Source organism: Dietzia sp. JS16-p6b (assembly GCF_003052165.1).
Classification (GTDB): Bacteria; Actinomycetota; Actinomycetes; order Mycobacteriales; family Mycobacteriaceae; genus Dietzia.
Window position 1 is genome coordinate 2,953,371 of sequence record NZ_CP024869.1, and the last position, 15,287, is coordinate 2,968,657.

At 71.5% G+C, this 15,287-nt stretch carries 15 protein-coding genes and 1 pseudogene; 3 read left to right on the forward strand and 13 right to left on the reverse strand.

Features of this window, described 5'->3' with window-relative positions; all coding sequences use genetic code 11:
- The gene (gene hemC / locus CT688_RS13615; RefSeq protein ID WP_107757333.1) at positions 1 to 999 is read right to left on the reverse strand and encodes a hydroxymethylbilane synthase; all 999 of its coding nucleotides are present in this window, start codon (positions 997 to 999) and stop codon (positions 1 to 3) included.
- Complete coding sequence (locus CT688_RS13620) at positions 996 to 2,366, reverse strand: glutamyl-tRNA reductase (RefSeq protein ID WP_197431429.1); 1,371 nt, start codon at positions 2,364 to 2,366, stop codon at positions 996 to 998. The genes hemC and CT688_RS13620 overlap by 4 nt, the downstream gene beginning before the upstream one ends.
- A gap of 416 nt (positions 2,367 to 2,782) precedes the next feature.
- Here CT688_RS13620 and CT688_RS13625 point away from each other — a divergent pair, with 416 nt between their 5' ends.
- Positions 2,783 to 3,190, forward strand: a complete 408-nt coding sequence (locus CT688_RS13625; protein WP_107757335.1) for an HNH endonuclease — start codon at positions 2,783 to 2,785, stop codon at positions 3,188 to 3,190.
- 22 nt (positions 3,191 to 3,212) lie between these two features.
- Here the strand turns inward: CT688_RS13625 and CT688_RS13630 are convergent, their stop codons facing one another.
- Positions 3,213 to 3,482 (reverse strand): glutaredoxin family protein, encoded by a 270-nt coding sequence (locus CT688_RS13630; protein ID WP_107757336.1) that lies wholly within the window; start codon positions 3,480 to 3,482, stop codon positions 3,213 to 3,215.
- Positions 3,483 to 3,553: 71 nt separating this feature from the next.
- Here CT688_RS13630 and CT688_RS13635 point away from each other — a divergent pair, with 71 nt between their 5' ends.
- Positions 3,554 to 4,669: an HAD family phosphatase gene (locus CT688_RS13635; protein ID WP_107757337.1), complete on the forward strand. Its 1,116-nt coding sequence runs from the start codon at positions 3,554 to 3,556 to the stop codon at positions 4,667 to 4,669.
- Between the two features lie 72 nt (positions 4,670 to 4,741).
- On the opposite strand, the pseudogene CT688_RS13640 reads toward CT688_RS13635, so the two are convergent.
- From CT688_RS13640 to CT688_RS13670, 7 genes and pseudogenes are all read right to left on the reverse strand, one after another.
- Positions 4,742 to 5,875, reverse strand: a pseudogene (locus tag CT688_RS13640) (lysophospholipid acyltransferase family protein).
- Entirely contained in the window at positions 5,872 to 7,068 is a 1,197-nt protein-coding gene (locus tag CT688_RS13645; RefSeq protein WP_231750348.1) for an NAD-dependent epimerase/dehydratase family protein, read from the reverse strand. The pseudogene CT688_RS13640 and the gene CT688_RS13645 overlap by 4 nt, the downstream one beginning before the upstream one ends.
- A gap of 231 nt (positions 7,069 to 7,299) precedes the next feature.
- Positions 7,300 to 7,401, reverse strand: coding sequence for a 30S ribosomal protein bS22 (locus CT688_RS13650; protein WP_003855542.1), 102 nt, complete (start codon positions 7,399 to 7,401; stop codon positions 7,300 to 7,302).
- A gap of 172 nt (positions 7,402 to 7,573) precedes the next feature.
- A complete protein-coding gene (locus CT688_RS13655) occupies positions 7,574 to 7,795 on the reverse strand; it encodes a helix-turn-helix domain-containing protein (protein WP_017837771.1) in 222 nt (73 codons plus the stop codon).
- A 248-nt stretch (positions 7,796 to 8,043) separates the two neighbouring features.
- Positions 8,044 to 8,886, reverse strand: a complete 843-nt coding sequence (gene proC / locus CT688_RS13660) for a pyrroline-5-carboxylate reductase (protein WP_107757339.1) — start codon at positions 8,884 to 8,886, stop codon at positions 8,044 to 8,046.
- 106 nt (positions 8,887 to 8,992) lie between these two features.
- Complete coding sequence (locus tag CT688_RS13665) at positions 8,993 to 10,645, reverse strand: hypothetical protein (protein WP_107757340.1); 1,653 nt, start codon at positions 10,643 to 10,645, stop codon at positions 8,993 to 8,995.
- Position 10,646: 1 nt separating this feature from the next.
- Positions 10,647 to 11,594 carry a Ppx/GppA phosphatase family protein gene (locus CT688_RS13670; RefSeq protein WP_107757341.1) on the reverse strand — a complete coding sequence of 316 codons (948 nt, stop codon included), beginning with the start codon at positions 11,592 to 11,594 and terminating at the stop codon, positions 10,647 to 10,649.
- A 33-nt stretch (positions 11,595 to 11,627) separates the two neighbouring features.
- Here CT688_RS13670 and CT688_RS13675 point away from each other — a divergent pair, with 33 nt between their 5' ends.
- Positions 11,628 to 12,476: a hypothetical protein gene (locus CT688_RS13675; protein WP_107757342.1), complete on the forward strand. Its 849-nt coding sequence runs from the start codon at positions 11,628 to 11,630 to the stop codon at positions 12,474 to 12,476.
- A gap of 26 nt (positions 12,477 to 12,502) precedes the next feature.
- Here the strand turns inward: CT688_RS13675 and CT688_RS13680 are convergent, their stop codons facing one another.
- The 3 genes from CT688_RS13680 to CT688_RS13690 form a co-directional block, all read right to left on the reverse strand.
- Complete coding sequence (locus CT688_RS13680) at positions 12,503 to 13,192, reverse strand: response regulator transcription factor (protein ID WP_107757343.1); 690 nt, start codon at positions 13,190 to 13,192, stop codon at positions 12,503 to 12,505.
- Positions 13,189 to 14,385 carry a cell wall metabolism sensor histidine kinase WalK gene (locus CT688_RS13685; protein WP_107758216.1) on the reverse strand — a complete coding sequence of 399 codons (1,197 nt, stop codon included), beginning with the start codon at positions 14,383 to 14,385 and terminating at the stop codon, positions 13,189 to 13,191. The genes CT688_RS13680 and CT688_RS13685 overlap by 4 nt, the downstream gene beginning before the upstream one ends.
- Before the next feature lie 111 nt (positions 14,386 to 14,496).
- The gene (locus CT688_RS13690) at positions 14,497 to 15,246 is read right to left on the reverse strand and encodes a phosphoglyceromutase (RefSeq protein ID WP_107757344.1); all 750 of its coding nucleotides are present in this window, start codon (positions 15,244 to 15,246) and stop codon (positions 14,497 to 14,499) included.
- Positions 15,247 to 15,287 lie beyond the last annotated feature (41 nt).

A 15,287-nucleotide genomic window follows, 5' to 3' on the forward strand; every position in this document is an offset into this window, starting at 1 on the left:
TCAGGTCTCGGGAACGGTCGGTGGCGCGGTCGTCGACTCCTTCGGCACGAGCGGGGCCCGTTCCTCGGGGGACGTGTCGGTCATGAGGTCGCGTGCGCCCCGGGCGAGCAGGTCCGCCGCGAGTCGGCGGCCCAGGTCGTCGGCCGCCGCGACGGGGCCGTCGGGATGGTCGGAGGTGGTGGTGGTCCCCTCGGCGTGCAGGACCGTCGACCCGTCATGCGACGCGGCGACGGCGTGCAGGGTGAGCACACCCCCGTCGAGCTCGGCGCGTGCCCCGACCGGCGCCGTGCACCCGGCCTCGAGTTCGGCGAGGAGACGGCGCTCGGCGGTCACCCTGATCCTCGAGGGAAGGTGGTCCAGGAGCGCGATCGCCTCGGTGGCGCCGGCGTCGTCGGCGCGGCATTCGACGGCGAGGGCGCCCTGGGCCGGGGCGGGGAGCATCTCGTCGACACCGAACCGCTGGGTGGCCCGCTCGCCCACGCCGACCCGGTCGAGCCCGGCGGCGGCCAAGACGACCGCGTCCAGGTCGCCGCTGGTCACGTACGACATGCGTGTGTCGATGTTGCCGCGCAGAGGGTGCAGGTCGAGATCCGGCCGGAGCGCGGCGAGCTGCGACCGCCGACGGGGCGCGGAGGTCCCGACGCGCGCGCCCTCGGGCAGCGTGGCCAGGGTCAGCCCGTCGCGTGCGATGAGCACGTCCGAGGGGTCAACCCGTGGTGGCACGACGATCGGCGCGAACCGGTCGTCGGGCGCCGTCGGGAGGTCCTTGTACGAGTGGACGGCGACGTCGCAGTCACCGCGCTCGAGTGCGGAGCGCAACTCCATGGTGAAGACGCCCACCCCGATGCGCTCGACCGGCGCCATCACCACGTCACCCCGGGTCCGCACGATCACCAGTTCCGCGGGGTGACCGGCGGCGATGAGGGCGTCCCGGACGTGCCCGGCCTGCGTGGTCGCGAGGGTGCTGCCCCGCGTCCCCACCTTCAGGGTCCTGCTCATGACGCCTCCTCGTCCACGCTGGTCTCGTCCAGACGGCCCACGCTGTCGAGGTCGAACAGCGTCCGCACGACCGCCGCCAGGTTCTCGCCGTCGGGCTGGGCCGCGAGCTCCTTGAACCGGACCGTCGGCGGGTGCAGAAGCTTGTCCACGACCCGCCGGACGGTGTTGGCCACCTCGTCCCGGACCCTGTCGTCGAGGTCCGGCAACCGCGATTCCAACCGGCGCATCTCGGCGGCGACCACCTGGCCGCCGCGACCGCGGAGCTGGCCGATCAGCGGCCCGACGCCGGCCATGCGCTCGGCCTGGGTGTACGCCGCGAGTTCGGTGTCGACGATGGTGCGGGCGGCGTCGGCGTCGGCGGCCGCGGCCGAGGTGGCCGGGTCGGCGTTCAGTTCCTCGATCCCCAACACGGTCACCCCCGGCAGGCCCGAGACGGAGGGATCGACGTCACGCGGCATTCCCAGATCGCAGATCACCAGCGGACGGCCCGGGCCGCGACGGGCGAGCGCGGTGTGCACGTCGCCCAGCGTCACGACGGCGCCGACCGCGCCGGTACAGGTGAAGAGGATGTCCGCCGCGGCGATCCCGTCTGCGAGGTCCTCCATCGGGAACGCCGCGGCCGGGGTACCGGAATCCCGGGCGATCTCGGAGAGGCGATCGGCGCGGTCCGGCGTTCGGTTGGTGACGTCGATATGAGAGATCCCGGCACGACCCAGGTGCGCCACCGCGAGTCCGCCCATCGCGCCCGCCCCGAGCACGACCGCCCGGCGCCCGTCGAGACGACGCGACGGCGACCCGGTCGCCGCGGGAGCGGTCCCGGCGGTGTCCACCTCGGCGAGGATCTCCGCGGCGCGGTCGAGCGCCACCGACACCACCGAGGACCCGGCCGAGTCGATTCCCGTCTCGGTGTGGACTCGTTTGCCCACGTGGAGGGCCTGCTGAGCGAGTCGGTGCAAGGTCGTGCCCGCCGCGCCGATATCGGACGCGGACTGGTAGGCGGTACGGATCTGCCCGATGATCTGCTGCTCGCCCACCACCATCGAGTCCAGGCCCGACGCCACCGAGAACAGATGCTCGGCCGCCGACTCCGAGTAGCGGACGTAGAGGTGGCGGCTGAGTTCCTCGGCCGAGAGGCCCGAGTGCCGCGACAGCAGATCCACCACGTCGTCGAGCGCCGGGTGGAACGCCTCCACCGCCGCGTAGACCTCGACGCGGTTACACGTGGTGACGATCATCGCCTCGTCGACGTGGCGGCCACTGATCAGGCTCTCGGTGAGGGCGTCGCGGTCGGCTTCCGCGACCGCGACCGACTCCAACAGGGCGACCGGGGCGCTGTGATGGGACAGACCCACCAGGAGAATGCTCACGACCGACCCCCGGACGCGAGTGCCGTTGGCACCCATGCCAGAATGGACACCGTCGCGTCAACTCGGGGCACATCGACTCGGGACACCGTCAACCGCGGGACGACACTGAACGCACAGCCGGAACAGTGGTCCACAGTCGGTCGTCTCCTGTCGGTCTGCACGGCTGCACGCAGGACGATTCCCCGTGGGAACCCCTGCCGGGACGGCCGTGGCCTGGGCCTGCGTTCGACCCGCAACGAACTCCACCGTAACCCGCTTGGCACCCCGGGACAAAACCGTCGCCGGGCCGGATGCTATGCCCGGGTGACGCCGTGCGGCCACCATGAGCGACGCGGCCCCTCGGCCGCTCTGGCCCATGTCGCGGCACGCGCGGCCACCCCACCGCCGGGGACGCGGAGGCGACGTACGGTCAAGCGGTGCCGCCTCGCCGCAGGTCCCCCGCGACCCCGTCCTCCACCACCGCGTCCCCGTCGAGACGTGGGTCCGGGCGGGCGTCCCGCGCCAGGTACGCGAAGCGACGGCAGCGACGCCTCTCGCGCGTCGACAACGACCTCACCGCGTCGCAGTGGGCCGACCTCCTCCACGCGTGGGCCGGATGCGCCTACTGCCGTTCGCCGGGCCCGGCCCTTCAGCGCGACTGCGTCATGCCCGTGTCGCGAGGCGGTCGCTACACGCTGGAGAACGTGGTCCCCGCGTGCGCCTCCTGCAACGCGAGCAAGCACAACAGCGAGGTCACCGGGTGGCTGCGGCGCAAGAAACTCGACGAGCGCACGTTCCTGGTCCGGCACGCGACGATCCTGCGGGCCCTGCGAGCCGACGAGTAGCGCGAGCCCGGTGGGCTAGGGTTCAGTCCCAGCCACCAAACGGCTCGGGGGCGGCGAGGTCGGCGCTCAGCTCGTCGTCGTCGACCTCCCAACACGAGTGCTCCGCACCGTCCACCAGGACCACGGGCAGGCGGTCCCCGTATTCCACCGCGAGCTCGGGATCGGCGGCACGGTCCACGTCCACCACCTCGAGCCGGGCGCGCGCGCGGGCGCACAGCGGCAGCAGCTGGCCGTGGACGCGGACGCAGCTTCCGCAGCCCTCGCGGGTAAGCAGGGTCACCGTGTGCACCATGCACTGATAGTGCCCGACCCCCTCCGGGCTCCCCTAGGATGGGGTCCCACCCCCACTAGGAGGTCCACCCGGTGAACGACCACACCGACGCCGCCGTTGACTCAGACCCGGCCTCGAATCCGGACCCGGCGTCGGATTCAGACCCCATCGTGGAGTCGGACCCGGACCCGGATGCAGGTGGCACCCGTCTCCGGCTTCCCGGGCGGGCGGACGTCACCAGTGCCATCGGCCGACTGATCTGGCGCCGTCGCAACCACCGTGACCAGCGCGTCGCCGGCGAGGCCTCGGCCAGGAACGCGGTCAAGCTCGAACCCGGGGCCGAGCCGGGCCCGCCGCTCGCCGACGCCACCGCCGAGGATCTCGACGACCACGCCGCGACGCAGTTCGTCCCCGACCCGCAGGCGGCGGCGTTCTTCGACGTGGACAACACCCTCATCCAGGGCGCCTCGATCATCCTGCTCGCCCGCGGGTTGGCCAAGCACAAGTTCTTCACCGCGCAGGACGTGGCGTCGATGGCGTGGTCGCAGGTCAAGTTCCGGGTCTCCGGCAAGGAGAACGCCGAGGATGTGGCGGCGGGCCGCGAGAAGGCCCTGAACTTCGTCAAGGGTCACACCGTCGCAGAGCTGACCGCGCTGAGCGAGGAGGTCGTGGACACCTCGATGCTCGACCGCGTCTGGCCCGGCACCCGCTCGCTGGTCCAGATGCACCTCGACGCCGGTCAGCAGGTCTGGTTGGTCACCGCGACGCCGGTCATGCTCGCGCGGGTGATCGCGTCGCGGCTCGGACTCTCGGGTGCGCTGGGCACGGTGGCCGAGGAGGAGGACGGCGTGTACACGGGCCGGTTGGTGGGCGACATCCTGCACGGGCCCGGCAAGGCGCACGCCATCTCCACCCTCGCCGAGGCCGAGGGCTTCGACCTGTCCAAGTGTTACGCGTACTCGGACAGCTTCAACGACATGCCCATGCTCACGATGGTCGGCCACCCGGTGGCCATCAACCCTGACGGGCGGCTCCGCAAGTACGCCTCGGAGAACGGCTGGGACATCAAGGATTTCCGCACCGTGCGCAAGGCCGCCAAGAAGGCGGTCCCGGGTGTGCTCGCGGTGGGCGGGCTGGCCGGCGCGCGGGCGGCCGTCAAATCCTCGTACGGCGTGCGCACCATCGACCAGATCCGACGGATCTTCTGACCCGACCGCCCCCGAACCGCCACCAGACCCGAACCGCCAGCAGACCCCCGCCGGCGAGCGCGGCCGCGCGGCTCAGCCGAAGAAGACGCTCCCGCGACGTGCGAGGTTGCGGAACAGGGTGTTCTGGATGGTTTCGCGGACCTGGTCGGTGATCTCGAAGACGATCATCGGGTCGTCGCCGGCGTCCGACCCGAGGTGGGAGGTCTCGATGGGTTCGCCGAACTCGATGGTCCACTTGGTGGGCAGCGGGATCCCACCGAGGGGGCCGAGCAGGGGGAACGTCGGTGTGATGGGCAGGTACGGGACCCCCAGCAGGCGCGCCAGCGGGGAGAACTCGCCGATCTTGGGGTAGATCTCCTCCGACCCGACGACCGAGCACGGGATGATCGGCGCGCCGGCGTCCAATGCGGTGGAGACGAACCCCCCCGCGGCCGAAGCGCTGCAGCCGGTACCGGTCCGAGAACGGCTTGCCTAGTCCCTTGTAGCCCTCGGGCCACACGGCGACCACGTGTCCGCTCTCGAGCAGACGCTCGGCGTCGGCGGCGCAGGCCAGGGTCGCCCCGGCCCGCCTCGCCAGTGGCGCGGACACGGGAAGCGTCATCGCCAGGTCGGCGGCCAGCAGCCGCAGGGCGCGTCCCGCGTGGTCGTGGACGGCGACGGTGGTCATCATGGCGTCGAGCGGGAGGACGCCGGCGTGGTTGGAGACGATCAGCCCGGCGCCCTCCGCCGGGACGTTCTCGGCGCCGATCACCTCGACCCGGAACCAGTGTTCGAACAGCGGACGCCACATCGGCAGCCACACGTTCTCGTGGAAGTGCTCGTCGAAACCGAACTCGTCGACCTCGTAGCCGCCGGTGAGCCGCGTGGCGATCAGCTCGCCGATCCCGTTGATCGTGTCGACCAACCCCGACAGCGCGCTGACGTCGCCGGTCGCCAGCATCACGTCGACACCCCGCGCGGCCTCGCGGACGGGTCCCATGACCTCGGCGTCGACGGGCAGTGCCTCGATGACCTGGCCGAGGGAGTCCCGCACCGCGGTGAGGAACCGGTCGACGATCCGGCCTATCTCGGTGGCGGCGGCATCACCGGGGGTGGTCTCACCGAGGAAACCCTCGCCCACGATGCGGGAACTCCGTGAATCGCGGCGACCCTCCCCCAGCGGGGCCCACCGAGTGGCTGGCTCAGGTCGAATTCAGGGCCCCTCACAGCGCCTCCTCCTGGATAGCGTCGGCCTCGTGCGCGTCGGCCTCGTGCGCATCGGCCTCGTGCGGGTCGGGCAGCGCCCCGAGTGCCTCGAGCTCGCACAGGGTGGTGTCGACCCCCGAACGGAGCCGGTCGGCCACCGGGGCCGGGAGCAGGGCGGCGACCTTGGCGGTCTGGCGCTCGAGCGAGGCGCGGGTGATCAGTGGCTCCGTCCCGGAGTCCACGAGGTAGGAGTGCAGCGCCTCCTCGGTGGAGTACCTGGGTGTGAAGCCGAACTCCCGGCGCATGCGCGTGGTGTCCACGGCGCGCCCGAAGCGCAGGTACCGCAGCTGGGAGGAACCGATGTCGCGCAGGCCCTGACTGGACAGCAGACGCACGGCGAGCTTGAACGTCTGCGGCGGCACCGGCAGCGGGACGTGCCCGGCCCGCCGGATCGCCTGGCTCAGCGTGAGGACCCCGTCTCCGGCGATGTTGAACGTCCCCGGCGCGGCACCCTGGGTGGCGTGCAGGAGCGCGTCGAGTGCGTCCTGCGGGTGCAGCAGCTGGATGCGCGGGTCGTACCCCGCCAGGACGGGGGCGATCGACGGCGCGAGCAGTTCCCCGAACACCGTGGGCTCGGGAAGGCCGAGGATCGCCGGAATCCGCAGGATGGTCACGTCGATGTCCGGCCGCTTACGGGACATGCCCCGGACGTACCCCTCGACCGCCAGGTGGTCCAGGGGGATGCCTCCGCTGGGTTGGCGGCGGGCCGCCATGTCCTCGGTGAACATGGCCGGGTCCACACCCGAGGAGCCGTAGACGGTGGTCGAGGAGATCAGCACGAACCGCTTGACGCTGGCGGCCCGGCCGCAGGCCGCGATCACGTGCATCGAGCCCATGATGTTGGCCTCCTTGACGGCGGCGCGGCCGCCCGGGGCGAAATCGGTGTGGTGAAGCCCGGCGTGGACCACGGTGTCGATGCCGGCGTCCCGCAGGATGCTCTGCAGACGCGGCGACTGGGGGTCGAGCCGGACGAACTCGGCGTCCCGCATCCGGCGGCGGTGCTGCGGCGACGGTTTGACCGAGTCGATCGCCAGCACGCGCTCGACGGTCTCGGTCCGGAGCAGCATCCCCACGAGGTGGGCACCGAGGTACCTGCTCCCGCCCACGACGGCGACCGCCCGGGCGGGCCGACGGGTTGGCGCTTCGGGGTTCACCCAGACCACTGTAGCGGGGGACCCCCGCGTTCCGTTGCCCGGTCCGCGCCCCCGCCCAGCGCTCGCGACGCACCCCGCTCACGGCGCGCCACGCACCCCGCGCACGGTGGCACGCCCACCTCCGGGCGCCTCACCCCACCGGGCCCCGGACACACCGATGCCCGCCACCATCCTGGGTGACGGGCATCTGCTGCAGGTGTGAGTCCGGGCGCTACCGAGGCGCCGCCGGACTCACTTACCGAGCTTGCGACGCTGCACGCGCGTCCGGCGGAGCATCTTGCGGTGCTTCTTCTTGGACATACGCTTGCGGCGCTTCTTGATCACAGAACCCATAACGGGGGTCACCTACCTGTCGACTACTGGTCTGGGGCCTTGCAGCGGGCTTACTGCGTTCCGGCGTCTAAGCGGGCTCGGAAGCCGGTACGGAACCCGTCCAGACTACCCGTAGGCGGGGCCGCGGCGAAAACGGACCCGGCGCCAGATCCACCAGCGGGACGCGGGCGTCTCACCCGGCGGAGAAGTACGAGGTGTCCAGGTACTCGTGGACCGCCTTGGAATGCACGCGGAACGACCGCCCCACCCGCACCGCGGGCAACTCCCCTGAGTGGACGAGCCGGTAGACCGTCATCTTGGACACGCGCATCAGCGCTGCCACCTCGGCAACGGTGAGGAACTGGGAACCCCCCGCCGCCTGTGCGCCGCCTTCGGTCTTGTCGGTAGTCGCCATCTCTCAACCCTTCATGGCACGCGTCGTGCCGCAGGCTTCCCCTCCTGCGGTACTGACACGCACGTGCTGAGCATGAGCCTAGCGTGAAGGGTGTGATCAATGCGACGGGAGTGGGCAAATATCTTTGGCGACACGCCGTCCGACCGCAGCCTCACCCGCTCTGAGCAGGGCTTGTGTTAAACGCGGCGTCCCGCCGAGGTGGCTGACATCTCACCTGGCGGGACGGGAGTGGCGGGCGCGTCGGCGGCTCAGTCGTCCCGCTCGTCGTCGTCGGCCTTCTGCGCGGCCAGGGCCAGGTCTCTCGACTTGGTCGCCGACGCCTCCACCGCGTCCGCCACGGCCGACCTCACGCCGCCGGCCTCGAGCCGCCGGATCGCCGCCGCCGTGGTACCTCCCGGGGAGCAGACCGCCGCACGCAGGTCGGCGGGGCCGTCCCCCCCGGCGGTGAGCATCGCACCGGCGCCGAGGGCGGTGCCGGTCGCGAGCCGCAGCGCGACGTCACGGGGCAGGCCCTGTTCCACCGCCGCGTCCACCATCGCCTCGGCGAGGAGGAAGAAGTAGGCGGGGCCCGAGCCGGACACGGCCGTCACGGCGTCCATCTTGGACTCGTCGACGACGACGACGGCGCCGACGCTCTCCATGACCTTGACCACCTTCTCCAGGTGCTCGTCACGCGCGTAGCGCCCCTTACACACGGCCGAGACGCCCTGCCCCACGAGCATCGCCGTGTTGGGCATCACCCGCACGACCGGGGACCCCGCGCTGAGCTTGTTCTCCAGCACCGATGTGGGCACACCTGCCGCCAGGGACACCACGATCGACTCGTGGACGCTGTCGGAGATGGCGTCGCCGATCCGGTCGACCACCGCGGGGACGTCACCCGGCTTGACGGCCACCACGATCACATCCGCCCCCTCGCAGCCGATGTCCAGGCTGGTCGAGAGGATGCAGTACTTCTTGGCCAGCTCCGAGGCGCGGGGCTCGACGGCCTCGATCACCACGATGTCCGACTGCTCCGTCCCCGACTTGCGGAGACCTGCGATGAGGGCCTCGCCGATGCGTCCGCCACCGACCACTGCGATTCTCGTCATGTCCCCAACAGTGCCACACGTCCGCGACGGCCCTGTATGACGACTCCGCCCGCACCGTGAGGCGCGGGCGGAGTCGGGGCGGGGCCGGTCGGGTGCCGTGAACCGGTCAGGTGATCAATCTGAGCAACTGTGGCCCGCAGGTCACTCCCAGCCCGACGATCACCGCCAGGGCGATGCTCACCGTGTCGTTGGACCTGCGCAGCACGCGGACCATGGCGACCAGGCCGACGATCACGACGAGCGCGAGGGCCATGGCCACCCACGGCAGGTCTCGCCACAGCAGGTGGAAGCCGATGAACAGCGCCGCGCCGGCGACGCCCGAGGCCAGTACCTGCGCGACCAGGACCAGCCACTCCGTGGTCGAGGAGCGCACGGCCTGGTCGGCGTCGGCGGGGGCGTCGGCAGGAGCGTCGGCGGGGGCGTCGGCAGGAGTGTCCGGGCCGGAGTCGGTCGAGACGTCCGGCCGCGACGTCGCCGCGCCGCTCGCGGCCGCCCCTGCCGCTGCCGCGCCGGTGGCGGCGGCGCCTGTCGCGGCCGCACCCCTGGCCGCTGCTCCGCCGGCCGCGGCGTCGGTCGGGGTGTCGGCCGCGGCGTCGGCCGGGGTCTCGGCCGGGGTCTCGGGCGCTTTGTGGGGGGTCGAACCGCTGCCCGACGGAATGCCCCACGCTGACGTGTCCCCCGCCCGACCGGACGTCGTCGACGGAGCGGCCGTCGACGCCACCGAGGCCGGCGCTGCTGTGGGACCGGACGCGGTGGGACCGGAGCCGGTGGGTGCGGTGGGCCCCGCGGCAGCCGGCGAGGGGGCAGCCGGCGAGGGGCCGGCCGGTGCGTCGGCCTTCTTCACCGGCACGGTGGGGGCGGATCGATCCGTCGACGCGGCCGCCCCGGCGGCGGCGGTCCCCGCGACGCCTGCAGCGGCACCCGCGGCGACGCCGGGTGGGGTGTCCGAACGACCCGCCGGAGTCGGCCGGAAGGCGGGTGGCCCGGACCGCTCCCGGCTCGTGACCCCGTCCGCGGTGTCGTCCTTGGCCTTTCGCTTGCGACCGAACAGTCCGCGCAGCCCGCCCTTCTTGCCGGGATCGGCGGAGCGATCGGAGTCGGCCGACCAGGGCGAAGGCTGAGAATGTACCGGCTGCTGGTCCGACGCCTCCGGGGTCGCGACCTGTGGCTCGGCCTGCGGGGTCGCGGCCTGCGGGGTCGCGGCCTGCGGGGTCGACGGTGTCGAGGGCGTCTGTGACCGGGGCCCGGTCTGCGACTGTGTGGAGGCAGGGGGCTGCGCGGCGGGCTCCTGCGCACGGCGTCTGCCCGGCGCCTCGGAGGTACGCACGCCACCGGGCGCGTCCGCCTCGGGTGCTCGACGCCTGCCCGGCCGCACGTCCTGCCCGGCGGACGGTCTCGTCGTCTCGGACGCCTTCTCCCCCGCGGCGGACGGCGCCGCGGACGCCACCGCACCCGACCCCGCGTCCCCGGCGTCCTGCCCGGCACCCGCGTCGGCGTCCTGCCCGGTGGACCCCGAGGTCTGTGCCGAGGCCTGCTCGGCCTCACGGGCGCGGCGACGCGCGGCGCGGCTGCCGAGCTCGGTGTCGTCGGTGATCCGCGGGATCTCGCCCGTGAGCTCGGAGACACTCACGCCGCTGCCGCCCTCGTCCGCCCGCCGACGCCGACGCGCCTTGGGTGCGGCCGCGTCCGACTGCTCCGCGCCCATGCGCTTGAGCAGCTCCGCCACGGTGATCTGCTGACCGTCCTGATCCTCGGCCATCTCAGCTCCCCTTCCCGTCGCCGCCCGCGTCCCGGTCGAGACGCTGCAGAATGAGCCCCTCCCGCAGGGCCCACGGACAGATTTTCACACTTTCCAAACCCAGAGCCCTCATCGACGCCTCCGCCACCAGTGCTCCCGCGACCACCTGATGCGACCGGTCAGAGCTGATGCCCTCCAACTCTGCCCTGTCAGCGGCCGTCATGCGAGAGATAAACGCGATCACCTGCCGCAGTCCCGAGGCGGTGAGGATCCGCTCGACCCGCGGACCCTCCGACGACGGCGCCGCACCGGTGAGCCGAGCCAACGTGCGGAACGTCTTGGACGTGGCGCAGGCCAGGTCGGGGACACCGGCCGCCCGCAGTTCCCTGGCGGGGCCCTCCAGCTCGGCGTCGATGAAGTCGCGCAGCTGGTTGATGCGCTTGCGCTCCGGCGGATCGGTCTTGAACCAGTCGTGCGTCAACCGCCCGGCACCCAGCGGCAGACTGAAGGCGTACTCGGGCAGTTCGTCCTCACCGTTCGTCAGCTCCAGTGAGCCGCCCCCGATATCGAGGTTGACGATCCGACCGGCGCTCCAGCCGAACCACCGGCGGGCCGCGAGGAAGGTCATGCGCGCCTCGTCCTCGCCGGAGAGCACGCGCAGCGCGATCCCGGTCTCCTTCTCGACCTTCTCGAGCACCGCGTCCGAGTTGGCGGCGTCGCGAACGGCAGAGGTCGCCAGGGCCATGACCTCGCGGCACTTGGTGGCCTTGGCCAGGTCAGCGGCCTCGCTGACGGCGTCGACGAGCCTGGCGACGCCGGTCTTCGAGATGTTGTTGTCCTCATCGAGGTACTCGATGAGGCGTAGACGCGTCTTGGAGTCGTTCATGGGAGTGGGATGCCCCCCGCGATGGGCGTCGACCACGAGGAAATGGACCGTGTTGCTCCCGACGTCCAGGACACCTAATCTCACACGCCCACCCTAAACGGTCTACGGTCGCAGGTTGTGACCGCCACCGAACGCACCAGCAGCCCGGGCGCGCCCGCCGCGGAAGTCCCCCTCGACTTCCCCCGCGAGTGGTACACGTTCCCCGACCCGGCGAACGACCAGCATCTCGTGTCCGCGGACATGACGTGGCTGCTGTCCTCGTGGACGTGCGTGTTCGGCACACCGGCCTGCCACGGCATCGAGGCCGGGCAGCCCGACGCGGGCTGCTGCACACACGGCGCATTCCTGTGTGACGACGACGACCGCTCCCGCCTGACGGTGAACGTCGAGCTCCTGGGTCCCGACGACTGGCAGCACCGCGAGGCCGCGCTGGAGGCGGCGGAGGCCGAGGGCGGCGATCTCGAGCCGTGGCTGGAAGAGGACGACCTCACCGGGGACGACGGCGAGCCCGAGCCCGCTCTGCGGACGCGCCGCCTGGGCGGTCGGTGCGTGTTCTTCAACGACGTCGGATTCCCGGCCGGCTCGGGCTGCGCCCTGCACCACATGGCGGCGCGGACGGGCCGCACCCTGCCCGAGTCGAAGCCGGACGTGTGTTGGCAGTTGCCGATCCGCCGGACGCAGGAATGGGAGACCCGGGCCGACGAGGTCGAGGTCCTCCACACCCGTATCGCCGAGTACGACCGCCGCGGCTGGGGCCCCGGCGGGCTGGACCTGGACTGGTACTGCACCGGCTCGCCCGAGGCGCACGTCGGTGCCGAGCCGGTGTTCGTCTCGCTGCGCGACGAGCTGGTGGAACTGCTGGGGGCCGACTGCTACGAGGTGCTGGCCGCGGCGTGCCGGCGCCGCCGCCAGTTGGGGATCGTCGCGGTGCACCCCGCGACCGAGCGGGCGGCCTCCGGGTCCTGATCCGGCGCGGAGGCCGGGCGCGGCGGTCAGCCCTCGAACTTGTAGCCCAGCCCGCGGACCGTCACCAGGTGGACCGGCTTGCCCGGATCCTGTTCGATCTTGGACCGCAGCCGCTTGACGTGGACGTCCAGCGTCTTGGTGTCGCCCACATAGTCCGACCCCCAGACGCGGTCGATGAGCTGGCCGCGGGTGAGCACTCGCCCCGAGTTGCGCAGCAGGTACTCGAGCAGGTCGAACTCCTTGAGCGGGAGGGTCACCACACTTCCGCGGACGGTCACCGTGTGTCGCTCGATGTCCAGTCGCACCGGCCCGGACTCCAGTACACCGATGTCGTCCGCCTGGTCGCCCTCCGAGTCCGCCCCACGCCTCAGGACGGCGCGGATGCGGGCGATGAGCTCACGGGCGGAGTAGGGCTTGGTCACGTAGTCGTCGGCCCCCAACTCCAGCCCGACCACCTTGTCGATCTCGCTGTCGCGCGCGGTCACCATGATGACCGGGACGCTCGAGGTCACGCGCAACCGCTTGCACACGTCGGTTCCGGACATGCCCGGGAGCATGAGATCCAGTAATACGATGTCGGCGCCCTCCGCGTCGAAGCTCTCCAGCGCTGTCGGGCCGTCGCCGGCGATGGTGACCTCGAAGCCCTCCTTGCGCAGGAGGAACGCCAGCGGATCCGCCAGCGAGGCCTCGTCCTCTACGATCAGCACCCTGGTCACGGCACCTGGTCCTCTCCTTGTCGGTCGTGCTCGGCGGGGGCCGGGGGCCCCTCGCCACCCGGCTCCACATGGGCCGGAAGTTCGAGTGTGAACGTCGACCCGGTCCCGGGTCGGCTCCAGATGCTGACGGCGCCGTTGTGGTTCTGTGCCACGTGCTTGACGATCGCCAGTCCCAGTCCGGTCCCGCCGGTGGCCCGGGACCGGGCCTTGTCCACGCGGAAGAACCGTTCGAAGACGCGGGTCTGGTGCTCGGGCGCGATGCCGATCCCCCGGTCGGTGACCCGAAGCATGACGGTGTCGCCGTCGAGTGACCGGGTGATCGAGACCGGGGTGCGTTCGGGCGAGTAGTTGACGGCGTTCGAGATGAGGTTGGTCAACGCGGTGACCAACAGGGTCCAGTCGCCCGACACCTCGAGCCCGGACGGGGCGTCGGTGATCAACTCGATCCCCGCCGCCTCCGCCGCGGCAGCCGACCGGCGCATCGCCTCGTCCACCACGGCGTCCACGTCCACCGGCTCGGGATCGCGGATCCGCTCCGCGCCCTGCAGCCGGGACAGCTCGATGAGCTCGGAGACCATCTTGCCCAGTCTGTGGGCCTCGTTCACCACGCGTCCGCCGAAGTACTCGACCGACTCCGGGTCGTCCTTGGACTCGAGCAACGCCTCGGCCAGCACCGCCATCGCCCCCACCGGGGTCTTGAGTTCATGGGACACGTTGGCCACGAAGTCGCGTCGGGCGGCCTCCATGCGGCGCTGTTCGGAGTCGTCGTCGGCGAACACCACCGCGAACTGCCCGAGGTGACCGCCGAGGATCTCGCTCCGACCGCTCACCGACGGGATTCGACGGCGCCCCGCGGTGACCTTGGCGGGAAGGTCGAACGCCGACGGCTGGCCGGAGGCGAACGTGGCCTCGGCGGCGCTCCACACCGGGTCCACCAGGAGCCGGTCGTCCACGATCCCCAGTTCCGCGGCGCGACGGTTGTAGAGCACCACGTCCTGATGGCGGTCCACCACGGCCAGCGCGTAGGGAGCCTGGTGGTACACCGCCCGCAGGACCTCCAGCCGGCTCGGCCCCTGCTGCTCGGCCAGCCGGAGCTCACGGCGTGCGTGCAACCGGGGGACGACGAAGCCGCCGACGATGAAGCCGACCACCGCGGCGACGATCGCGAGGGCGATCCCGAAACTGACCTGCACGTGCCAGATACTACGGTGCGGCGAACCGACGACCACAACAGAGAACCCCCGTCCATCCGCGGGAAGTCCGCAGGTGGACGGGGGTTCTCCGTGTGTTCACCGGAGTGTCACCTACTTCTGGGCGCCCTGGCTGGCGACTGCGGCGGCCCCCGCGGCCGCGGCCTCCGGGTCGAGATAGGTGCCACCCGGGTTGGCGACCAGACCGGAGTCGTCGAAGCGGTAGACGAGCGGGATGCCGGTGGGGATGTTCAGGCCCGCGATGTCCTCGTCGGAGATGCCGTCGAGGTGCTTGACCAGCGCACGGAGCGAGTTGCCGTGCGCGGCGACCATCACGGTCTTGCCCTCCGCCAGCTGTGGGGCGATCTCGGCGGCGTAATACGGGATGAACCGGTCCACGACGTCCTTGAGGCACTCGGTCAGCGGCACCTCCGGCAGGTCGGCGTAGCGGGCGTCCGCCGACTGCGAGTACTCGTTGTCCGGGTCGATCGCCGGCGGCGGCGTGTCGTAGCTGCGGCGCCACAGCATGAACTGCTCGTCGCCGTACTCGTCCTTGATCTCCGCCTTGTTGAGGCCCTGGAGCCTGCCGTAGTGACGCTCGTTGAGCTTCCAGTGCCGCACCACCGGGATCCAGTGCCGGTCGCAGGCGTCGAGCGCGATGTTGGCCGTCGTGATGGCCCGGCGGAGCAGGGACGTGAACAGGACGTCCGGCAGGATGCCCTCCTCGGCGAGGAGCCTGCCTCCGCGGACCGCCTCCTCGCGTCCGAGGTCGGTGAGGTCCACATCGACCCATCCGGTGAACTGGTTGGAGGCGTTCCACGTGGACTGACCGTGACGCAGCAGGACGAGGGTTCCGTAAGCCATGCGGCCATTATGACCCGACGCACGAGGACTACGGTGCAGAC